Source organism: Streptomyces sp. CNZ301 (genome assembly GCF_004217425.1).
In genome coordinates, this window is record NZ_SHLG01000001.1 from 1,211,484 (window position 1) to 1,233,002 (window position 21,519).

Consider the following 21,519-nt stretch of genomic DNA (forward strand, 5'->3'; position numbering starts at 1 on the left):
TGTTGTCGGACGGAGAAGCGGAAGCGGTCGGAGGAAGGACACCCCGGGAGCCCCGGACGTGCCCGGCGGCTCAGAGGGACGCGACCCAGTTGGACAGCAGCCGGGCGCCGGTGTCCCCGGACTTCTCGGGGTGGAACTGGGTCGCCCACAGCGGACCGTTCTCGACGGCGGCGACGAACGGGGCACCGTGCTCGGCCCAGCTGACCTTGGGCGGGCTCATCGCCGGGTTCGTGACCGTCAGTTCCCAGTCGTGGACGGCGTAGGAGTGGACGAAGTAGTAGCGCTCGCTCTCGGGCAGCCCCTCGAAGAGGCGTGAGCCCTCGGCGGGAGTGACCGTGTTCCAGCCCATGTGGGGCACCGCGTGATCGGCGTCCGCCCTCAACGGCCCCACGGTGCCCGGCCATTCACCCATGCCTTCGGCCTCGACGCCGTGCTCGATCCCGCGGGAGAAGAGGATCTGCATGCCGACGCAGATACCCAGCACGGGGCGGCCGCCGGCGAGTCGGCGCTCGATGATCCAGTCGCCGCGTGCCGCCCGCAGCCCGTCCATGCAGGCGGCGAAGGCACCGACGCCTGGCACCAGCAGCCCGTCGGCCGCCATGGCGGCGTCGTAGTCGCGGGTGATCTCCACATCGGCGCCGGCCCGCGCGAGCGCACGCTCGGCCGAACGCACGTTGCCGAAGCCGTAGTCGAAGACGACGACCTTCTTGCGCCCGTCGTGCCCGCTCGCGGAGCTCCTTGTCTCCGCATCCGTCTGTCCCGTGCTCATGTCCACACCTCCAGCCGCAGGATCCCGGCGAGCAGCGCCAGCGCGGCGCCCGCGCCGAGCACGGCGATGACGCCCTTGGGCTGCTTCTGCTTCGAGAAGGCGATCACTCCGCCGAGCAGGAACAGGCCGACGAAGATGAGAACAGCCGCAAGGCCCGTCACAGCGCGCCCTTCGTCGAGGGGATGCCGCTCTGCCGCGGGTCGATCTCACTGGCGTGACGCAGCGCGCGGGCAAGGGCCTTGAACTGGCACTCGACGATGTGGTGCGCGTTGCGCCCGTACGGCACGTGCACGTGCAGCGCGACCTGCGCCTGCGCGACGAAGGACTCCAGGATGTGCCGCGTCATCGTCGTGTCGTACTCGCCGATCATCGGCGCCATGCCCTCGGGTTCGCTGTGCACGAGGTACGGGCGGCCCGACAGGTCGACCGTCACCTGGGCCAGCGACTCGTCCAGCGGCACGGAGGCGTTGGCGAAGCGCACGATGCCGCTCTTGTCGCCGAGGGCCTGCTTGAAGGCGGCGCCCAGCGCGAGGGAGGTGTCCTCGATCGTGTGGTGGCTGTCGATGTGCAGATCGCCCTCGGTCTTGACCGACAGGTCGAACAGGCCGTGGCGGCCCAGCTGGTCGAGCATGTGGTCGTAGAAGCCGACGCCCGTGGAGATGTCGGCCTTGCCGGTCCCGTCGAGGTTGATCTCGACGAGGACCGAGGTCTCCTTCGTGCTGCGCTCCACGCGGCCCACGCGAGCCAGAGTCATCGGGTGGTCTCCTTTGTCACTGCACGTACCGCGTCGAGGAACGCGTCGTTCTCTTCGGGCGTGCCCGCGGTCACCCGCAGCCGGCCCGGCACTCCGTTGTCCCGCACGAGCACCCCGTGCTCCAGCAGGGCCTGCCAGGTGACGTGTGCCTCGTCGAACCGTCCGAACTGGACGAAGTTGGCGTCGGACTCGGTCACTTCGAGCCCGAGGGCACGCAACTCCCGCACCAGCCGGTCACGCTCGTCCTTGAGCCGCTCCACGTATCCGAGCAGCGTGTCCGTGTGCTCGAGGGCGGCAAGCGCCGTGGCCTGCGTGACCGAGGACAGGTGGTAGGGCAGGCGCACGAGCTGCACCGCGTCCACGACGGCGGGGTCGGCGGCGAGGTAGCCCAGCCGCAGCCCCGCGGCTCCGAACGCCTTCGACATGGTGCGGGTCACCACGAGGTTCGGCCGTCCCTCGATGAGCGGCAGCAGCGACGGCCGGTGCGAGAACTCGCCGTAGGCCTCGTCCACCACCACCATCGACGGCCCGGCCGCCTGCGCCGCCTCGTACAGCGCGACGACCGTCTCCCGCTCGACCGCCGTGCCCGTCGGGTTGTTGGGCGAGCAGACGAAGACGACCGAGGGGCGCTGCTCCGCGATCGCGCGCACAGCCGCCTCCGTGTCGATCGTGAAGTCCGCACGGCGCGGCCCGGACAGCCAACCGGTACCCGTGCCGCGGGCGATGAGCTCGTGCATCGAGTACGAAGGCTCGAATCCGATGGCTGTGCGGCCGGGTCCGCCGAAGGTCTGCAGCAGCTGCTGAATGACCTCGTTGGAACCGTTGGCCGCCCACACCTGCCCCCCGGAGACCTCGAAGCCCGTGGTCCGGGTCAGGTAGGACGCCAGGGCGGAGCGCAGCTCCACGGCGTCCCGGTCGGGGTAGCGGTTCAGCGCGCGGGCGGCCTCGGTGACGCGCTCCGCGATGCGCCGCACCAGTTCCTCGGGCAGCGGGTACGGGTTCTCGTTGGTGTTCAGCCGTACGGGCACGTCCAGCTGCGGGGCGCCGTACGGGGTCTTGCCGCGCAACTCGTCCCGGATGGGGAGCTGTTCGATGCCGGTCACTTGCTTTGCGGCACCTTTCCTTCGCTCGTGCCTTCTTGTCCGCCTCCGGCGCTCGTTCCTTCTTGTCCGCCTCCGGCGCTCGTGCCTTCTTGTCCGCCTCCGGCGCTCGTACCTTCTTGTCCGCCTCCGGCAAACCTTGCCTTCAGGGCCGTCCCGTGCGCGGGCAGGTCCTCGGCCTCCGCGAGCGTGACGACGTGGTGGGTGACCTCCGCGAGGGCGTCCCGCGAGTAGTCCACGACGTGGATGCCGCGGAGGAACGACTGCACGGAGAGCCCGGAGGAGTGGCAGGCGCAACCGCCGGTCGGCAGCACGTGGTTGGAGCCCGCGCAGTAGTCGCCGAGCGAGACGGGCGAATAGGGGCCGACGAAGACCGCGCCCGCGTTGCGCACCTGTGCCGCCCAGCCTGCCGCGTCCTCGGTCTGGATCTCCAGGTGCTCCGCCGCGTAGGCGTTGACGACCGCGAGCCCGTCCTCCAGCGAGTCGACGAGCACGATGCCGGACTGCCGCCCGGCCAGCGCCTCGCTGATCCGCTCACGGTGCCGGGCGACGGCGACCTGCTCCTTCAGCTCGCCCTCGACCGCCGCAGCCAGGTCCTCGGAAGGGGTGACCAGGACGGCCGCGGCGACCGTGTCGTGCTCGGCCTGGCTGACGAGGTCGGCGGCGACGTGCGCCGGGTCGGCCGAGTCGTCTGCGAGGACGGCGATCTCGGTGGGCCCGGCCTCGGAGTCGATGCCGATGCGGCCCTTGAGCAGCCGCTTCGCGGCCGCGACGTAGATGTTGCCGGGGCCGGTCACCAGCTGCGCGGGCGGGCACTCGTCGGTGCCGTGCGCGAACATCGCGACCGCCTGGGCGCCGCCCGCCGCGTACACCTCGTACACACCGAGCAGCGCGCACGCGGCGAGCACCGTCGGGTGCGGCAGCCCCCCGAACTCGGGCTGCGGCGGCGAGGTGACCGCGAGGGAGTCCACGCCGGCCTCCTGCGCGGGCACGACGTTCATCACGACCGACGACGGATACACGGCCCGCCCGCCCGGCACGTAGAGGCCGACCCGCTCGACCGGCACCCACCGTTCGGTGACCGTGCCGCCGGGCACGACCGTGACGGCCGAATCGCTGCGCCGCTGGGCGCGGTGGACGATGCGGGCGCGGCGCACGGACTCCTCCAGAGCGGCCCGCACCTCCGGGTCCAGCCCGGCCAGCGCCTCGTCCAGGGCCTCACGCGGGACGCGGACCCGCTCCAGCGTCACCCCGTCGAACCGCTGCGCGTACTCGATGAGCGCCTCGGTGCCGCGATGCCGTACGTCCTCACAGATCGGCCGCACCTTCTCCAGGGCGGCCTCGACGTCCAGCTCGGCACGGGGCAGCAGATCACGGTCGAACCCGCCGTCTGCGGAGACGGCGGAACCGCGCAGGTCGATTCGGGAAATCACGGGTCCAGTCTCTCAGACGGCGTCCGCCCACCGGCCGCGCGTATCAGTGAGTGATACACGCCCCGGGAGACGAACCTCGCCCCCGGCGTTCATACGGTCACGCAGCGGGAAAGAAGCGGACGGGCACCGGGCGCAGCCGCCCGGCCGAGGGACCGGACACGACCAGCCCGGTCCGGAGTTGACGTACCGGACAGCCCCGGGCCGCAGCAGCCCGGAGGAACCGCCCGGCAGCCGAGCAGAGGGGGAAGCCGACCGGTGAGCGAGTCACTGGAGTCCAGAGAGCCGCCGTCCTGGCTGACACGGGCCGAATGGGGCATGTGGCAGGCCTTCGTCAACGGCAGCGAGTACGACCTGCGCAGCGGAGAAGCGGAACTGGACGACCCCAACGGGGACCACGACTGGGGCCCGGACCGCACCGTACGCGCCCGCGTCATCGCGCACCTGCTGCTGCACGGGCCGCCGCCGCTGCTGGGGCGCGTCGCGTCGCTGCACCTCTCGGGCGCCCTGATCACCGACGTGCTGGACCTCTCCGGCGGCATCATCGAGCCGTACTTCGAACTGCGGCAGTGCCGCTTCGAACGTGAGGTGCGGATGGCGGAGGCCCGCATGCACACCGGGCGCCTCGTCGACTGCTACATACCGCGCCTGGAGGCCGCCCGGCTCAGCACCGACGGCGACCTGCACCTGCCGCGCTGCTCGATACCCGAGGGCATCAAGCTCACCGACGCCACCATCGGCACCGACCTGATGCTCAACGAGGCGACGGTCGGCAGCGGCCGCCGCATACGTGCCATCGCCGCCGACGGCATCACCGTCTCCCAGGAGCTTCAGGCGAGCCTCCTGGTGACCGACGGCGAGGTGAGCCTGCGCGGGGCGACGGTCGGCAGCTCGCTGCACATGTTCGGCACGGTGCTGCGCAACACCAAGGGCCGCTACGCCCTGTACGCCCCGCAGATGACCGTCGAGCACGTCGCCAGCTTCGCCGACGCCAACCGCGGCCGCTCCTCGCAGCTGCGGGAGGGCGCCACTCCCGCTTCCGGCACCCCTGTCCCCTTCACCTCCGACAGCGGCAGCCGCTGGCGCACGAAGCACTTCGAGTGCACGGGCGGGGTGGTGCTGGACGACGGGCGGTTCGGCTCCTCACTCGTCATCGAGAACGCCCGCTTCGAACTCGGCCGGGACCAGGAGCTCTCCCTCCGCCGCATCCAGACACCGGAGCTGAACTTCACACCGCGCGCCCCGGAGCGGGGCCTGACGGTGCTCTCCGGCGCCAACGTCGAGAAGCTGCTCGACCGGGTGGGCAGCTGGCCGAGGGACCAGCGGCTGTGGATGGCCGGCTTCACCTATCAGCAGGCGATCCCCAAGGAGGGCCACTTCAACGTCCGCGAACGGCTGCGGTGGCTGGCGGCGGCCACCCCGGAGTATTCGCCGCTGCCGTACGAGCAGTTGGCGCTGATGTACCGCAACAGCGGGGAGGACACCAACGCCCGCGCGGTGCTCCTGGCCAAGCAGCGGCGCCGCCGCGAGACGCTTCCGCTGGTGGGCAAGCTCTGGGGCTATTTACAGGACTGGACGGTCGCCTACGGATACCGCCCCGCGCAGGCGGCGCTGTGGATGGCGTTGCTGTGGGCGGCGAGCACCATGTACTTCGGGGCGCATCCGCCGGACCCGCTCAAGGGCGACGAGTCGCCGCACTGGAACGCCGCGCTGTACGCGCTGGACCTGCTGCTGCCCGTCATCAGCCTCGGACAGGACAACGCCTGGGACCCGAGGGGCGGGCCGCAGTGGGTGGCGGCCGGGCTGATCCTGCTCGGCTGGATCCTCGCGACGACCGTCGCCACGGGGGCGACGCGGCTGCTCCGCCGTCAATGACCCCCGGCCGGTGACCGGCCGGGGGCGGTTCGCCGCCGGTGAACCGCCGCGCCACCACGGCCCGGACGGCACTCGTGATCGATCGGGAGCACCGGGCACCTCCCGAAGGCTTTAGGCTTACGCGTTGTGACAACCGCGCTTCCGCTCTTCCCGCTCAACTCGGTGCTGTTCCCTGGCCTGGTACTGCCGTTGAACATCTTCGAGCAGCGATACCGCGCGCTGATGCGGGACCTGCTGAAGATTCCCGAGGACACGCCCCGGCGTTTCGGCGTCGTCGCCATCCGCGACGGCCGGGAGACCGCGCAGACCTCCACGGGACTGCCGGAGAGCGCACACCCGGCGGGCACCGGGCCTGCGGCCGGTTTCGGCGCCGATCCGATGGCGTCGTTCTACTCGGTCGGCTGCATCGCGGACGCCTCGACGATCCGCGAACGCACCGGCGCGGCAGGGGGCCCTGCCGCGTCGGGCGCGTCCGGCGGCGCCGGAGCGGGCGCCGCCGACGCGTCCCTGGAGGAGGACGAGGCCGCGGACGACGGCCCGGGCTACGAGGTCCTCGCCACCGGCACCACCCGCTTCCGGCTGCACTCCGTGGACACCGGCGGCCCGTACCTCATGGGACAGGTCGAGGAGCTGCCGGAGAACGAGGGCGACGGAGCGGGCGCGCTGGCCTCCGGAGTGCTGCGTGCCTTCCGCGGCTACCAGAAGCGGCTGGCGAGCGCGCGGGAGCGGACCCTGGCCGCCGGGCAGGAGCTGCCGGACGATCCGTCGGTCGTCTCGTATCTGGTGGCCGCCGCCACGATCCTCGACACCCCGACGAAGCAGCGCCTGCTCCAGGCCCCGGACACCGCGACGCGGCTCGCGGACGAGCTGAAGATCCTCCGTCGCGAGACGGCGGTCATCGGGAAGCTGCCGTCGCTGCCGGCGGCGGATCTCACACGGGACCCGACCAACCCCAACTGAGCGTGCGGCGCGGCGGCTCGGGACACACGCAGGACGGCACTCGCCGGGCGGAGGGGCAGCGATGGCGAAGAAGAAGAGGCAGCCGAGGCAGCAGCAGGCGGCGACTCCGGCGACGCTCGCCGCGGCACGTGCGGAGGTGAAGTTCACCACGCACTCCTACGAGCACGACCCGTCCGCGCCCTCGTACGGCGCCGAGGCCGCCGAGGCCCTGGGCATCGCCCCCGAACGGGTCTTCAAGACCCTCGTCGCCGAGGTCGACGGCGCGATGACCGTCGCGGTCGTGCCGGTCTCCGCCTCGCTGGACCTGAAGGCCCTGGCGTCGGCGGCCGGCGGCAAACGGGCGGTCATGGCCGACCCGGCGGCCGTCGAGCGCAGTACGGGCTATGTGCTGGGCGGCATCTCACCTCTCGGGCAGCGCAGGCCGCTGCCCACCGTCATCGACGAGTCCGCCTCCGCGCACGCCACCGTCTGCGTCTCCGCGGGCCGCCGAGGTCTGGAGATCGAGCTCGCACCGGACGACCTTGCGGCGCTGACGCGCGCGGCCAGGGCGCCGATCGCCCGCGGGGTGTCCTGAACCATCTGGCCGCCCGGCCCGCCGCTCACCAGTGCGGTGCCGCCTTGCCGTCCTCGGCCGGCGGCGGCGCGGCGGGCTCCGGATCGCGGTGCCCGAAGACACCGATGAGTACCAGATGCGTCGTGAGCGCGATGAACGGCCAAACCAGCAGCGCACCCATGGCCTGCAGTTTCAGCGGACCGTCGAAGGTCTTGTCCTCCCCCGCGGCCTTCGCCGACGCGGTCAGGTCGCCGCTCGGACCCAGCCAGACCCCGAGCCGCCAGGCCACTACCGACCCCAGCAGCGCCCCCACCGCCAGGCCGACGACGATGCCGAGTCCGCCGCTGCGGCTGCGCAGGAAGGCCAGCAGGCCCGTCACCAGACCGAAGGCGATCGCAAGCAGCACGAACGTGCCGTCCGCTCCGATCGCCTCCTCGCCCTCCGGGTCCTTGAGGAACACGCCGCCGTCGACGCTGACGAGCGGGACGCGCGGCGCCAGCCAGAGCCACAGCAGTCCGAGCCCCACTCCGAGGACGAGGAGGGGCAGGGCGCACAGCACACCTGTGCGCACCTCGCGGCGCACATCGGGTGGTTCCTCGTCAAGGTTCTCCGGATGTTCCGGGCCGTGTGCCGTGTGGGCCGGCGGCCCGTCGGAGTAGCCGTACGAGGCGGGGTGGCCGTACGCGCCTCCGCTCCCGTACGCACCATCGCTCCCGTACGCACCATCGCTCCCGTACGCGCCTCCGCTCCCGTACGCACCGGAGTCATCGCTCCCGTAGCCGGACGGACCGGGAGCCCCGTACGGAGAAGACGGTTGATCACCACCCGTGGGGTCGCCGCGCCGGCGCGGTTCCTGCCGTCCGTCGCCGTGCCGGCCGCCATGGCCGTCGTACGGGCGGGAGCGACGCGAGCGGTCGGGGTCGGGTGAGGAAGGCGTTGGAGCGGTCACGACGCCATCGTGCCAGTCCCGTACGGCGGTTCGGGCGGGGGGCGGCAGATGGCTCTGCGGCGTACGGGCGCGAATTCGCCCATTCCGGCCCAGTCGGCGTACGGCGCCTCCGGCTCCCGCACCGTCCGGTCTCCCGCTCAGCGCACCGCCGCGCGCCGGTACGCCCATGTCGCCAGGGCCAGGGACACCACTCCGACGGCCGCGCACACGCCCAGATCCATCGCCGCATGCGCCCAGTCGGGCCGTGCCTCGAACGCCCGGGCCAGTGCCTCCACGCCGTACGTCGAGGGCAGCAGGTCCCGCAGCAGCCCCACGGGCTGCGGCAGCCGCCCGCCCGGAAGTACGCCCAGCAGCAACGCGGCGGACATCCCCAACTGCCCGCAGAGAGTGGCGATCTCGGGCCTCGGCGCGAGCAGTCCCAGTGCGGCGCCCAGCCCGGCCAGAGCGGCCCCGGCGAGCGGGACGACGGCCACGAGAATCCACAGACCGCTCAGCGGCAGCTGGTAGAGGACGCCGCCAGCGACGGCTGTGACGAGGACCCCGGGCACGGTGAACGACGCATACGCCCCGGCGGCGCCGAGCACGACCGCCGCCGCGGGCACCGGCAGCGTGGCGTAGTGGTCGAGGCCGCCGCCCGCGCGCAGCTGCCCGAAGTACTGGGCGAGCAGATTCAGAGCCACGAACGCCACAACCAGGACGGACGCCCCGGCGACCACGGCTCTCGACTCGGCGCCGCCGTCGACCACGCCCCTCATCAGCACCATGATCCCCAGCGACTGGAAGGTCGCCACGAACAGCAGCGGGATACGGGCCACCCGAGCGCGGGACAGCTGCGCACGGTACACCGCGGCCAGAGAGGGCCACAGCCGTGCCCGGGGCGCGAGAGCGGCGGGAGGCTCCCCGGCCACGTCCCCGACGGCCTCCCTCGCCGACTCCCGGGCCTGCTCCCCAGCCGTGGCGGACAGCCCGGCGGACGCGCCCGCAGGCACCGCGTCCGCGGCACCGGCGTCCTCCGCGGCACCGCGCGGAGCCCGGCCGCGGACATCCGTCTCACCGGCCCGTGAACGTGCCCGGGCCTCTGCCTTCGCACGTGCCTGCGCCGAAGCGGCCGTACTCACACCCTCACCAGACCTTCCCCGCTGCCGCCCAGCGCGAGATACACGTCCTCAAGGCTGGGCGTCGCCAGCGAGAAGTCGTCGAGTGCCGCGAAGGCCCGCCCCGTGGTGACGACGTCCACGGCGGCGCGGGCCGCCTCGGGCGGCATGCGAAGCGTCCAGCGGCGTCCGGAGACCGCGGCCTGCGCGGCGAGACCGGCGACCTGCGGCACGTCGAGGGGTGCGCGGTCGCGCCAGACAAGTTCGAGGCGTACGTCGCCGCCGACCATGGCCTTCAGCCCGCCGGGAGTGTCACAGGCGATGACCCGGCCGCGGTCCAGTACCGCCACCCTGTCGAGAACGGCCTCCGCCTCCATGACGTTGTGCGTCACCAGCACCACCGTCGCATCGCGCTCGGTGCGACGGCGCTCCACGGCCGCCCACACAGCGCGCCTCGCCACCGGGTCCATGCCGGTCGTCGGCTCGTCCAGCACGAGCATCGGGCGCTCCCCCACCAGCGCCGACGCGACGCAGGCCAGCCGGCGCTGACCACCCGAGAGCTTCCCGAGCGGACGGCCGGCGAGTGGGCTCAGGCCCAGCTCGTCCAGTACCTCGTCACGCTCACGCCGCGCGGCCGCCGCATCCAGGCCCCGCAGGCGTCCGGTCGTCTCCGCGGCCAGGGCGACGGTCAGTTCGTCGAGCGCGCCGGACTCCTGGCCGAGGTAGGCGAGGAGCCGTGCGGCACGCTCCGGGTACCGCACCAGATCGTGTCCGAGGATCTCGACCGTGCCGGAGTCGGGCCGCATCAGGCCCGACAGCTGTCTGACGACGGTGGACTTGCCCGCGCCGTTCGGGCCGAGCAGGCCGAAGATCTCGCCCTGCCGCACTTCGAGGGTGATGCCGTCGCAGGCACGCACACCCTCGGTGCCGGGCGCGTCCCGCGCGGTGCGCAGGGGATTCAGGGGAAGCGCGCCGAACCGGCGCCGGCTCGTGGGATACGTCTTGACCAGGCTCGTCATGCGCACAGCGGCCCGCGCCGGGGTCCGCACGCTCTGCGCCGTCTGCTGCGTTGTGCCGGTTCCCACGAGCGACGAGCCTACGCTCCGCCGGCGGCGGGCCTTCCGGAAGGGTCGTTCACGGACGGACGGGGGCTACTGCCCGGCGACGGAAGCGTCCTCGCCGGGCGCGGCCTGTCCGGCGGCGGGAGCGTCGATCTCGCGCCAGAAGCCCGCCCGGATCGCGTACCGGTCGTGCTCGTCGATCTGGTCGTCCTTGTGCGTGAGCAGCCCGAAGCGCGCCGCGTAACGGAGCAGCTCCCCGTCGATGCGGTGCGGGATGCGCGGATACTCGCGGGCCAGCGACTGCACGTGTGAAGGGGCGGAGAGCCGCTCCAGCCAGCGCCGGGCGAAGACCTGGCCGACCTCGAAGGGGTCGCCGCTGACCGCCGTGATGTCCTCCTCGCGGTCCGCCCAGCGCTGCTCGGCCGTCGTCAGCTGGGCGAGCATCGGCAGTGCGGCCGCCTCCGGGGACTCCCCGGGCGTGCCGCGCTCCACCCAGCCCCGCTCGGAGGACCATCTGAGCGTCGTTCCGGGAGGCGTCCCGTTGCCGGGCTGCGAGGGAGCGGGACGGCCGAGGCCGGCGAGGTCTTTGGGGGTGGGAACGCCGGTGAGGCCCTTGCCCGGGGCGGCCGTCCCGCCGTCCTCGCTCTCCGCCTGCGGCGTCTGCCCGTCGCTGTCGGCCGCGGTCCCGGCGGGTGAGGGTTCGGGCGGTGCGGATTCCGTGTGGTTGACGGGCACCGCGGGCCCGCTTCCGTTCTTTGCCGCCTCGGGCAGCGGCGCGGACAGGATCGCCGCGATCTCCGGTCTGGACGCCGACTGCGGGTGGTAGGCGCCGGAGGGCTCCGTGGCGCGCACGGCCTCCGTGATCCAGCTGCGGTCCAGGACCCGGCGTTCGTCGGCCTCGGCCACGAGGTCCTCGGACTGGTTGTAGTCGCCGTCCGCCGCCTGTACGGCCCACAGGTGCACGGCCACACCGTGTTCCTTGGCCGACATCAGCCCGGGGAGGAGATCACCGTCGCCCGTGACGAGGACGATGTCGGAGCAGGCGCGGTTGCGGGCCAGTTCGGTGAGCTCGGCGTGCATGGCCGCGTCGACGCCCTTCTGGGCCCAGCGGCCGTCGCTTCTGGTAAGCGCCCCGAGTCGTACGGTGACGCGCGGCATCACCCGGAGTCTGCGGTGCTCGGGCTGCGGCACCCGGTCGGGGGCGCCGTCGAACCAGTAGATCCGCAGCAGATCGCATCCGGTGTCGGCCTCGGCACGTTCGCGCAGCCCGCGGATCAGGGCGGCGTGGTCGACGCTGATCTGGGAGCGCATGGGCTCTCCCGCCAGAAGACTCGCGGCGGCGCCCAACAGATATCCGGCATCCACCAGAACGACGCAGCGGTCCACGATCCACCCACTCTCGGTCACCGACAGCGGCCCACGGCCGGAGTCGTGTTTCGCCTTCGAGTCTGCCCGACCGTACAGGGCTTGGCTGCGGTGCACGATCACCGGCGTGGCGGCACAGATGCGGAGGAGACGCAAGAGCACGAAGAACCGCCTCACTCACGGTGATTGTCCGACATGCGCGCTTCATACCCCCGTGCCAGGCTGAATTCGGCCCAAAGTTCAACGGTCACCAGGAGGCGATCATGGCCAAGGGCAGGAATCAGGAACGCAGTCAGAAGAAGGCCGGTGACGGCGAGCGCGACCAGAGCAGGACCGAGAGCGGTTCGGCGGAAGGTCAGCAATCGCGCCCGTCGTCGGGCAGAAGCGTCAGCCCTGCTGACGTGGCCCGTAAGCACCAGCGGCGCTTCGGACACAACTGACCCTGCCTGGCGCAGAGGTCGACAACACTCCGTTTGATTCACCTGTGCCCTTGGGCACCGCACGTCGGCGCTTGATGAGGAGAGGGCGGCCCCAGCCCCGGGGTCGCCCTCTTCCTGCGCGCGGGTTCATGCCGGCTTCCGCCGCACTCGCCCCGCGGGGAAGGGCGTTGACGCCGGCGCCGGCACCGCCCCGGGTGCGGGAGGGTGCCGGCGCCGGGAAGTTCGGGCTCAGCCCGCCATGCAGGACGGGCCCAGCAGTTCCTTCAGATCGCCGAAGAGGGCCGGATCGGGCGTGACCCGATGCCGGTCCAGCCGCAGGACCGTGGTCTTGCGGGCGCCCTGGAGCCGTACCCGCACCTCGCTCGAACCGCGGTGGTGGGTGAGGACTTCGCCGAGCTTCTCCACCAGCGGCGGTGTGATCTTCACCGTCGGAATCGTGATCGTCACGGGCGCGCTGGCGGAGGCCTCGCTCAAGTCGGGAATCATCAGCTCCATCGCGACCAGACGCGGAACGTCCTCCCGCTTGTCCAGCCTGCCCTTGACGAAGACGACGGCGTCCTCGACGAGTTGGGTGGAGACGAGCTGATAGGTCGCCGGGAAGAACATGCAGTCGATGGAGCCCGCCAGATCCTCCACGGTCGCGATCGCCCACGCGTTGCCCTGCTTGGTCATCTTGCGCTGCAGTCCGGAGATGATGCCGCCGATGGTGACGATCGCCCCGTCCGAGTGCTCGCCGCCGGTGAGCTGTGCGATGGCGGCGTCCGCCTTGTCGTTGAGGACGTGCTCCAGCCCGAACAGCGGGTGGTCGGAGACGTAGAGACCGAGCATCTCCCGCTCCTGGGCGAGGAGGTACGTCTTGTCCCACTCCTCGTCGGAGAAGGTGACGTCGAGGCCGAAGCCGGGGGCGTCATCGTCGTCACCGCCGAGGTCACCGAAGAGGTCGAACTGGCCCTCGGCCTCCTTGCGTTTGACCTGGACCACGTTGTCGATCATCGGCTCGAACTGGGCGGTCAGGCCCTTGCGCGTGTGGCCCATCTCGTCGAACGCGCCCGCCTTGATGAGGGATTCGACGGTGCGCTTGTTGCAGACGACGGATTCGACCTTGTCGAGGAAGTCCGGGAAGGAGGTGTACTTCCCCTTCGCCTTGCGGCACTTGACGATCGAGTCCACCACGTTCTGCCCGACGTTCCGCACGGCGGTCAGGCCGAAGACGATCGTCGAGTCGTCCCGCGAGGTGAAGTTCGCCTCGGACTCGTTGACGTCCGGGGGGAGGACCTGGATCCCCATCTTGCGGCACTCGTTCAGGTAGACGGCCGACTTGTCCTTGTCGTCGCGCACCGAGGTGAGCAGCGCCGACATGTACTCGGCCGGGTAGTTGGCCTTGAGGTAGGCCGTCCAGTAGGTGACCAGTCCGTACGCCGAGGAGTGCGCCTTGTTGAAGGCGTAGCCGGCGAAGGGCACCAGCACGTCCCAGACGGCCTGGATGGCCTCGTCGGAGTAGTTCCGCTCCCGCATGCCCTTCTGGAAGTTCACGAACTCCTTGTCGAGAACCTCCTTCTTCTTCTTGCCCATCGCCCTGCGCAGCAGGTCCGCCTGACCGAGCGAGTAGCCCGCGAGCACCTGCGCGGCCTTCTGCACCTGCTCCTGATACACGATCAGGCCGTGCGTGATGTCGAGGACTTCCCTCAGCGGCTCCTCGAGCTCGGGGTGGATGGGAGTGATCTCCTGCTGGCCGTTCTTCCGCAGGGCGTAGTTGATGTGGCTGTTCATGCCCATCGGGCCCGGACGGTAGAGAGCCGAGACGGCGGAAATGTCCTCGAAGTTGTCGGGCTTCATCATGCGAAGCAGCGAACGCATGGGCCCGCCGTCGAACTGGAAGACGCCCAGGGTGTCGCCGCGGCACAGCAGCTCGAACGTCTTCGGGTCGTCCAGCGGCAGGTCGAGCAGCTTGAGATCGACGTCCTTGTTCTTGCGGATCATCTTGACCGCGTCGTCCATGATCGTCAGGTTGCGCAGCCCGAGGAAGTCCATCTTCAGCAGGCCCAGGGCCTCACAGCTGGGGTAGTCCCACTGCGTGACCACCACGCCGTCGTTCTTCGGTGAGAAGACGGGCACGTGGTCGATGAGCTTCTCGCTGGACATGATCACACCGGCGGCGTGCACGCCCATCTGCCGCACCAGGCCCTCGATGCCGCGGGCCGCGTCGATCACCTTGGTGACGTCCGGCTCGTTCTCGTACATCGCGCGGATCTCGCCCGCCTCGCTGTAGCGCGGGTGGTCCTTGTCGGTGATGCCGGACAGCGGGATGCCCTTGCCGAGGACGTCGGCGGGCATCGCCTTGGTGATCCGGTCGCCCATCGCGTACGGGTAACCCAGCACGCGGGCCGAGTCCTTGATCGCGTTCTTCGCCTTGATGGTGCCGTAGGTGCCGATCATGGCGACCTTGTCCGCGCCGTACTTCTCCGTGACGTAGCGGATGACGTCGCCGCGCCTGCGCTCGTCGAAGTCGATGTCGACGTCGGGCATGGTGACGCGCTCGGGGTTGAGGAACCGCTCGAAGATCAGGCCGTGGGTGACCGGGTCGAGGTCGGTGATCCCCATCGCGTAGGAGACGATGGAACCGGCGGCGGAACCACGGCCTGGCCCGACCGCGATGCCGTTGTCCTTCGCCCAGTTGATGAAGTCGGCGACGACGAGGAAGTACCCGGGAAAGCCCATCGAGATGATGACATCCATCTCGTACTCGACCAGCTCCTGCCGGTCCTGGGGGACGCCGCCGGGGTAGCGGCGGGCCATCCCCCGCTTGACCTCCTCCTTGAACCAGGACACCTCGTCGTACCCCTCGGGCACGTCGAAACGGGGCATCAGGTTCTTGGTCTCGAACATCCCCGCGGTGTCGACGCGTTCGGCGATGAGCAGCTGCGTGTTGCGGCAGCCCTGCTGCCACACGTCCGAGGAGTCGATGGCGTACATCTCCTCGGCCGACTTGATGTAGTAGCCCGCGCCGTCGAAGCTGAAGCGGTCCGGGTCGGACAGGTTGCTGCCGGTCTGGATGCACAGCAGGGTGTCGTGCGCCGCGGACTCGTGTTCGTAGGTGTAGTGCGAGTCGTTGGTGACGACGAACGGGGCGTCGATCTTCCTGGCCACCTCTTCCAGACCCGCCCGCGCCCGCTTGTCGATGTCGATGCCGTGATCCATCAGCTCGACGAAGAAGTTCTCCTTGCCGAAGATGTCCTGGAACTCTCCGGCGGCCTTGACGGCCTCCTCCTGCTGCCCGAGACGGATCTTGGTGCTCACCTCGCCGGAGGGGCAGCCGGTGGTGGCCATCATCCCCTTCGCGTACTCGGCGAGCAGCTCGCGGTCCATCCGGGGCTTGCGGAAGAAACCCTCCAGACCGGCCCTCGACTGGGCGCGGTAGAGGTTGTGCAGTCCCTCCTTGTCACGCGCCCACATCGTCATGTGCGTGTACGCACCGTTACCCGAGACGTCGTCGCGCTTCTGGTGGGGGGTGCCCCACTTGACCGGCCGCATGTTGCGCCGGTGGTCCGGGGCGACGTACGCCTCGATGCCCATGATCGGCGTGATCCCCGCGTCGGTGGCCTGGTGGAAGAAGTCGTAGGCACCGTGGAGGTTGCCGTGGTCCGTCATCGCCACATGCGACATGCCCATCTCCTGGCATGCCTTGAACATGTCCTTCAGCCGCGCGGCGCCGTCCAGAAGCGAATACTGAGTGTGCACGTGCAGATGTGTGAACGGCTGGTCGGTCACGGCGCGGGCCACCTCCGGGCACGGATGCTGCTGGATCGGTTCCGGAGTCTACGACCCCGCACCGACATCCGCGGGCGCCGGCCGCGCCGCGCCAACTGACCGGCGGCGCCCGGGCGTACGGACCGCCGCACCCTGCCGAACGCGCACCCCACGGCTCCCCCGGCTTCGCCCGCGGCGGCCCGTGCGAGAGGATCCCGGTGCACTCCTTCGTCAGCATCCGGCACCGCGACCCACCCCGATTGGGCGGTTCTCATGGCTATGCAGCAGACCGGCGCGGACGGGCGCGCCGAGCGGATCCTCGAGGTCTTCGACAGCGCCTTCGGAGAGCTGCTGGCCGCCGACCCGGCCGCCTTCCAGGTCAAGTTCCGGAAGATGGCCGCGTCCGCGTTCGCCTTCTACCGGGGGACGGCATGTCTCTTCTACGCGGACGTCACCGAGGACGACAAGGAGGGGCCCGGCCGCGCCGGCCCGTTCCTCGACGAGCGGACCGGCAGGGTCTGGATCCACGGCGACCTGCACGCCGAGAACTTCGGCACGTACATGGACGCCGAAGGCCGCCTCACCTTCAACGTCAACGACTTCGACGAGGCGTTCGTCGGACCCTTCACCTGGGACCTGAAGCGCTTCGCCGCCTCCGTGGCCCTGCTCGGCTACAGCAAGGCACTCAGCGACGAGCAGATCACCTCGCTCGTGCGCGCCTACGCGGACGCCTACCGCGAACGCATCCGCCTGCTCGCCGACGGCGCCGAGCCCGCCGCCGCGGCGCCCTCGCTCACCCTCGACACCGCACAGGGGCCCGTGCTGGCGGCGCTGCGCTCCGCACGCGCCAACACCCGGTTCGGGCTGCTGGACAGCATGACCGAGATCCGCGACTGGGAGCGCCGGTTCACCCCCGGCGACGGAGCCGTCGAGCTGGACACGGCGACCCGCTCCGAGGTGCTGGAGTCCTTCGACGCGTACACCGCGACGCTGCCCGGCACGACGCGCCTGCGTTCCGACGCCTACCGCGTCAAGGACGTCGTCGGACGTCGCGGCATCGGGATCGGCAGCGCGGGCCTGCCCTCGTACAACGTGCTGCTCGAGGGGCACAGCGACGCCCTCGAGAACGACCTGGTGATCTACATGAAGCAGGCGCAGAGCCCCGCCGTCGCCCGCCACATCACCGACCCGGCGATCCACGACTACTTCCGGCACGAGGGTCACCGCACCGTGATCTCGCAGCGCGCCCTCCAGGCGCACGCCGACCCGTGGCTGGGCTGGACCGAACTGCAGGGCAAGGGACAGCTGGTGGCCGAGGTCTCGCCGTACGCCGTCGACCTCGACTGGTCCGACCTGGACGACCCCGAAGAGATGTCCCACGTCGTCCGCGATCTCGGCCAGGCCACCGCCACCATGCACGCCGCGGCGGACGACGAGAGCGGTCACTCACTGGTGCCGTTCTCCACGGAGCGTGCCATCGACGCCGCGATCGCCGAGGACGAGGAGGGTTTCCCGCAGATGCTCACCGACTTCGCGCACGACTACGGCTCGAGGACCCGGCGCGATCACCAGACCTTCGTCGATCTCTTCCGCAACGGCCGCATCCCCGGCCTGTAGGCATCCTCGGTTCCACCGGGCCCGCCGGCGCATCCACGGTCCGCAGGCGGGAGCAGCGGGAAGCGGGGCAATTCACGGACCGCTTTTAGAGACCCCTTACCCCTCCGCATGGCACACTTCCGGCGATGGACATGGGTGCGGCAAGCATACGGACGGTACGCGCGGTGGTCTTCACCGTGCTGTGCGTCACGCTGTCCGCAGGGTCCCACGTCCTGCTCTCGGGGATGCCGCTCCCCGTCGGCCCGCTGCTGGCGGTCACCGGCGTGATCTTCCTGCTGGCCTTCGCCCTCGCAGACCGCGAGCGCGGCTACGGCCGCATCGCCGCCGTGCTGATCCCGCTGGAACTGCTCGCCGACACCGTCTTCACCACCGGTCAGCACGCCTGCTACGGGCAGACGGGCGGACCCGTCACCGGTCCGCTGCGCACCGTCGGCGTCGACCTGCTGTGCGGCGGCACCGGCATCGGCACCCCGCTCGCCCACATCGCTTCGCAGGGCGCTTCCGGCCGGACCGAGGGCCTGGCCCACGGTGCCCTGGCGCAGCTGGGCCCGCTGGACACCGGCCCGTCGACGACGCCGTTCGTGCTGCTCGCCGCGCACGTCGCGGTCGGGCTCGTGGCCGCCGCCTGGCTCCGCCGGGGTGAGGCGGCACTCGCCGGGCTGCTGCGCGCCGCCTCGGTGACCGCGTTCCGGCCGCTGCGGACGGCGTTCGCGGCCCGTTCCCGTACGTACGAGTGCGGGGAACCCCTGCCCGCCCCGCGGTCGTTGCCCGTTCTGGGCCCGCGTGCTCTGCCGCTGCTCACCCACTCCGTGCACCGACGAGGACCGCCGCCGGTCGCGCTCGCAGCCTGATCAGGAACGGATCCTGAGCAACAGGCGCGCGAGCCGACCGGTACGAGACCGTCCATCGTCGTCCCCACGCACACCGCGTACATCACCACGGAGAAGAAACCCATGAGCAAGCGCAACAGCCAGGAAGCCAAGCGCGCCGCCCGCGATCGGCTGCGCGCGGAGCGTGAACGGCAGGCAAAGAAGGACAAGATGCGCCGGCAGGCGCTGGTCGGCGTCGCGGTCCTCGCCGTCCTCGCCGTGGCCGGCGGCATCTTCTTCGCCGTCACGAAGCTGACCGCCCCCAGCGGCTGGGAGGCTGCCAAGGACCAGAAGCTGGTCAAGCCCGCGAACTCCTCGGGCAAGGACGGCCAGGACATCGTCATCGGCGACGGGAAGAAGACCGTCGACGTCTACGAGGACCTCCGCTGCCCCGCCTGCGCGCAGTTCGAGCAGACCGCGGGGAAGATCATGGTCAAGGGCGCCGAGGAGGACAAGTACAAGCTCAAGGTGCATCTGGGCGCCCTTATCGACGGCAACCTCGGCGGTGACGGCTCGAAGAACGCCATCAGCGCCCTGGGTGCCGCGCTCAACGTGAGCAAGGACGCCTACCGCGACTACCACGACGCGCTGTACTCGCCGAAGTTCCACCCCGAGGAGAGCCAGGACAAGTTCGCCGATGACGACTACCTGCTCGAGGTCGCGGACTCGATCCCAGCGCTGAAGAACAACGCCGGCTTCAAGAAGTCCCTCGAGAACGGCACCTACGACAAGTGGGCGCTCGTCATGGTCGAGGACTTCAAGAAGAGCAAGATCCAGGGCACGCCCACGATCCGGATCGACGGCAAGGACGTCGACCAGCAGCAGCTCCCGGCCGAGCTGCAGAAGCTGGGCGTGAAGCTCACGCCTCCGAAGCAGTAACGGCGACGGGGGTGGCGGCGGGCTCGCCCCGCCACCCCCGAACCCCCGTGCCGCGAAGGGCGGTTCGGGCGGACCGCCCTTCGTGCGGTCCGCCTGCTCCGCTTTCCGTCCCGTGAACGAACACGCCCCGGCGGGCAGTTGAACTCTTGCGAGGGACCTGCCCGCCGGGGCTACTTGTGCGTAACATCTGAGTCCGTGACAAACACACATGGTGAGTCCCCCACTTCGGTCCCGGCAGAGAGACCCTCCTCCGGGCACCCCAGGCGCCGCACCGTCGTTGCGGCCACCGCCGCCTCGGCGGCCCTCCTCCCCCTCGTCGGCGGCGCGCCCGTCGCCCACGCCGCCGAAGGCCCAGCCTTCCTCCACGGCGTCGCCTCCGGTGACCCGCTGCCCGACGGCGTTCTGCTGTGGACGCGCGTCACTCCCACCGCGGACGCCGTGCCCGGGTCGGGCAAGGGCGGCCCCGTCACGGTGACTTGGGAAGTCGCGGAGGACGAGGGCTTCGGCAAGGTCGTCGCTCGCGGCACCGTCACGGCCGGAGCCACGAGCGACCACACCGTGAAGGCGGACGTACGCGGACTGGCCGCGGACACCGCCTACTGGTTCCGCTTCACTGCGGGCGGCGTGAACTCCCCCGCCGGCCGCACCTGTACGGCCCCCGCCGAAGACGCCGACCCCGCCCGCCTGCGCTTCGGCGTGGTTTCGTGTGCGAGCTACGAGGCCGGCTGGTTCGCTTCGTACAGGCATCTGGCCGCACGCGCGGACCTGCACGCCGTCCTGCACCTCGGCGACTACATCTACGAGTACGGCCACGAGGAGTACCCCCTTCAGGGGGGCGCGCTCCGCACCGTCCAGCCCGAGCACGAGACCATCACCCTCGCCGACTACCGCGCTCGGCACGCGCACCACAAACTCGATCCCGATCTGCAGGCGATGCACGCGGCCCACCCCCTCATCGCCATCTGGGACGACCACGAGATCGCCAACGACACCTGGTCCGGCGGCGCGGAGAACCACACCCCCGGCGAAGAGGGCGAGTGGGCGGACCGGCAACGGGCCGCCAAACGGGCCTACTTCGAGTGGATGCCGGTACGCCCCTCCACGGAGGGCACCACGTACCGCCGACTGCGCTTCGGGCGGCTCGCCGATCTGCACCTGCTCGACCTGCGCTCGTTCCGCGACAAGCAGGCGTCCATCGGCGACGGCGACGTCATCGACGACCCCGAGCGCACCATCACCGGACGCAAGCAGCTGGACTGGCTCAAGTCCGGGCTGACCTCCTCGCCCGCGCGCTGGCACATGGTCGGCACCTCGGTGATGATCTCCCCGGTCGCCTTCGGCGCCGTGCCGGCCCATCTGCTGGGCCCCCTCGCGGAGTTGCTGGGCATCCCGAAGGAGGGCCTGGCCCTCAACGTCGACCAGTGGGACGGCTACACGGACGACCGGCGGGAACTGCTCACGCACCTGCGCGACCAGCGCATCGACAACACCGTCTTCCTCACGGGCGACATCCACATGGCCTTCGCCAACGAGGTCCCCCTCAAGGCCGCGACGTACCCCCAGGACGAGCCGGTGGCCACGGAGTTCGTCGTCGCGTCCGTCACGTCCGACAATCTCGACGACATCATCCATGCCGCGCCCGACACCGTCTCGTCGGTCGCGGAGGCCGCCGTCAGGGCCACCAACCGACACGTGCGCTGGCTCGACATGGACTCGCACGGCTACGGCGTCCTCGACGTCGACTCCGAGCGGGCGCACATGGACTACTTCGTCCTCTCGGACAAGACCGACAAGAACGCGACCAGCGAGGTCCGCCGCTCCTACCGCACGCTCTCCGGCACCCGTCGCCTGGAGAAGGCGGACGGCCCGCTGGGCACCTGACCGGCCGGAGGCGCACCGGGACCGTCATCGTCAGGGTGCCGCCGTCGGACGGCTCGGCCGACGGCGTACGCACGGCGACGGTGACGGTCCCGGCGCAGCGCCCCGGTCCTCGCACCGGGCCCGGTCCCGGCGAGGAAACGGTCCCGGTCCCCGTCCCCGTCCCGGCGGTCCTGGCC

The 21,519-nt window shown here is 70.8% G+C and carries 18 protein-coding genes; 8 read left to right on the plus strand and 10 right to left on the minus strand.

Going from position 1 to position 21,519, the window contains the following annotated elements; translation table 11 throughout:
- Positions 1-70: 70 nt before the first annotated feature.
- Genes hisH through hisD form a run of 5 tightly spaced genes read right to left on the minus strand, consistent with a single transcriptional unit; the run spans position 71 to position 4,056 of the window.
- The gene (hisH, locus tag EV375_RS05495) at positions 71-769 is read right to left on the minus strand and encodes an imidazole glycerol phosphate synthase subunit HisH (RefSeq protein ID WP_130298447.1); all 699 of its coding nucleotides are present in this window, start codon (positions 767-769) and stop codon (positions 71-73) included.
- Positions 766-930 (minus strand): hypothetical protein, encoded by a 165-nt coding sequence (locus EV375_RS29035; RefSeq protein WP_165434682.1) that lies wholly within the window; start codon positions 928-930, stop codon positions 766-768. Before EV375_RS29035 ends, hisH begins: the two co-directional genes overlap by 4 nt.
- A complete protein-coding gene (hisB, locus tag EV375_RS05500) occupies positions 927-1,517 on the minus strand; it encodes an imidazoleglycerol-phosphate dehydratase HisB (protein ID WP_130301628.1) in 591 nt (196 codons plus the stop codon). The genes EV375_RS29035 and hisB overlap by 4 nt, the downstream gene beginning before the upstream one ends.
- A gap of 2 nt (positions 1,518-1,519) precedes the next feature.
- The gene (locus EV375_RS05505) at positions 1,520-2,626 is read right to left on the minus strand and encodes a histidinol-phosphate transaminase (protein WP_130298448.1); all 1,107 of its coding nucleotides are present in this window, start codon (positions 2,624-2,626) and stop codon (positions 1,520-1,522) included.
- Positions 2,623-4,056: a histidinol dehydrogenase gene (gene hisD, locus EV375_RS05510; protein WP_130298449.1), complete on the minus strand. Its 1,434-nt coding sequence runs from the start codon at positions 4,054-4,056 to the stop codon at positions 2,623-2,625. The genes EV375_RS05505 and hisD overlap by 4 nt, the downstream gene beginning before the upstream one ends.
- Positions 4,057-4,371: 315 nt before the next feature.
- On the opposite strand from hisD, the gene EV375_RS05515 reads away from it, so the two are divergent.
- The 3 genes from EV375_RS05515 to ybaK all read left to right on the plus strand — a co-directional run bounded on the left by EV375_RS05515 (position 4,372) and on the right by ybaK (position 7,462).
- On the plus strand, positions 4,372-5,928 hold the full coding sequence (locus EV375_RS05515; RefSeq protein WP_486588698.1) for a membrane protein: 1,557 nt from the start codon (positions 4,372-4,374) through the stop codon (positions 5,926-5,928).
- Positions 5,929-6,054: 126 nt separating this feature from the next.
- Positions 6,055-6,888, plus strand: a complete 834-nt coding sequence (locus EV375_RS05520; RefSeq protein ID WP_130298451.1) for an LON peptidase substrate-binding domain-containing protein — start codon at positions 6,055-6,057, stop codon at positions 6,886-6,888.
- Between the two features lie 61 nt (positions 6,889-6,949).
- Positions 6,950-7,462: a Cys-tRNA(Pro) deacylase gene (gene ybaK / locus EV375_RS05525; protein WP_130298452.1), complete on the plus strand. Its 513-nt coding sequence runs from the start codon at positions 6,950-6,952 to the stop codon at positions 7,460-7,462.
- A 25-nt stretch (positions 7,463-7,487) separates the two neighbouring features.
- Here the strand turns inward: ybaK and EV375_RS29560 are convergent, their stop codons facing one another.
- The 4 genes from EV375_RS29560 to EV375_RS05545 form a co-directional block, all read right to left on the minus strand.
- Positions 7,488-8,390: a hypothetical protein gene (locus EV375_RS29560; RefSeq protein ID WP_486588302.1), complete on the minus strand. Its 903-nt coding sequence runs from the start codon at positions 8,388-8,390 to the stop codon at positions 7,488-7,490.
- A 137-nt stretch (positions 8,391-8,527) separates the two neighbouring features.
- Positions 8,528-9,355, minus strand: a complete 828-nt coding sequence (locus EV375_RS05535; protein WP_486588699.1) for an ABC transporter permease — start codon at positions 9,353-9,355, stop codon at positions 8,528-8,530.
- A gap of 149 nt (positions 9,356-9,504) precedes the next feature.
- Positions 9,505-10,569 carry an ABC transporter ATP-binding protein gene (locus EV375_RS05540; RefSeq protein WP_486588303.1) on the minus strand — a complete coding sequence of 355 codons (1,065 nt, stop codon included), beginning with the start codon at positions 10,567-10,569 and terminating at the stop codon, positions 9,505-9,507.
- A 66-nt stretch (positions 10,570-10,635) separates the two neighbouring features.
- Complete coding sequence (locus EV375_RS05545; RefSeq protein ID WP_130301632.1) at positions 10,636-11,931, minus strand: NYN domain-containing protein; 1,296 nt, start codon at positions 11,929-11,931, stop codon at positions 10,636-10,638.
- Positions 11,932-12,173: 242 nt separating this feature from the next.
- Here EV375_RS05545 and EV375_RS29040 point away from each other — a divergent pair, with 242 nt between their 5' ends.
- A complete protein-coding gene (locus tag EV375_RS29040) occupies positions 12,174-12,350 on the plus strand; it encodes a hypothetical protein (RefSeq protein ID WP_165434683.1) in 177 nt (58 codons plus the stop codon).
- A 228-nt stretch (positions 12,351-12,578) separates the two neighbouring features.
- Here the strand turns inward: EV375_RS29040 and dnaE are convergent, their stop codons facing one another.
- A complete protein-coding gene (dnaE, locus tag EV375_RS05550) occupies positions 12,579-16,118 on the minus strand; it encodes a DNA polymerase III subunit alpha (protein ID WP_130298453.1) in 3,540 nt (1,179 codons plus the stop codon).
- Between the two features lie 252 nt (positions 16,119-16,370).
- Between dnaE and EV375_RS05555 the strand changes: the two genes are divergently transcribed.
- The 4 genes from EV375_RS05555 (at position 16,371) to EV375_RS05570 (ending at position 21,343) form a co-directional block, all read left to right on the plus strand.
- Positions 16,371-17,714: a DUF2252 domain-containing protein gene (locus tag EV375_RS05555; protein ID WP_130298454.1), complete on the plus strand. Its 1,344-nt coding sequence runs from the start codon at positions 16,371-16,373 to the stop codon at positions 17,712-17,714.
- Positions 17,715-17,839: 125 nt separating this feature from the next.
- A complete protein-coding gene (locus EV375_RS05560) occupies positions 17,840-18,565 on the plus strand; it encodes a hypothetical protein (protein WP_130298455.1) in 726 nt (241 codons plus the stop codon).
- A 102-nt stretch (positions 18,566-18,667) separates the two neighbouring features.
- Positions 18,668-19,462 carry a thioredoxin domain-containing protein gene (locus EV375_RS05565; RefSeq protein ID WP_130298456.1) on the plus strand — a complete coding sequence of 265 codons (795 nt, stop codon included), beginning with the start codon at positions 18,668-18,670 and terminating at the stop codon, positions 19,460-19,462.
- Positions 19,463-19,657: 195 nt separating this feature from the next.
- On the plus strand, positions 19,658-21,343 hold the full coding sequence (locus tag EV375_RS05570) for an alkaline phosphatase D family protein (RefSeq protein WP_130298457.1): 1,686 nt from the start codon (positions 19,658-19,660) through the stop codon (positions 21,341-21,343).
- Positions 21,344-21,519: the final 176 nt, after the last annotated feature.

Coding starts and splice junctions, on each gene's coding strand:
- EV375_RS05555 (WP_130298454.1), top strand. CDS start 16,371: ATGGCTATGCAGCAGACCGGCGCGGACGGGCGCGCCGAGCGGATCCTC.
- EV375_RS29040 (WP_165434683.1), top strand. CDS start 12,174: ATGGCCAAGGGCAGGAATCAGGAACGCAGTCAGAAGAAGGCCGGTGAC.
- hisH (WP_130298447.1), bottom strand. CDS start 769: ATGAGCACGGGACAGACGGATGCGGAGACAAGGAGCTCCGCGAGCGGG.
- EV375_RS05565 (WP_130298456.1), top strand. CDS start 18,668: ATGAGCAAGCGCAACAGCCAGGAAGCCAAGCGCGCCGCCCGCGATCGG.
- EV375_RS05560 (WP_130298455.1), top strand. CDS start 17,840: ATGGACATGGGTGCGGCAAGCATACGGACGGTACGCGCGGTGGTCTTC.
- EV375_RS05515 (WP_486588698.1), top strand. CDS start 4,372: ATGTGGCAGGCCTTCGTCAACGGCAGCGAGTACGACCTGCGCAGCGGA.
- ybaK (WP_130298452.1), top strand. CDS start 6,950: ATGGCGAAGAAGAAGAGGCAGCCGAGGCAGCAGCAGGCGGCGACTCCG.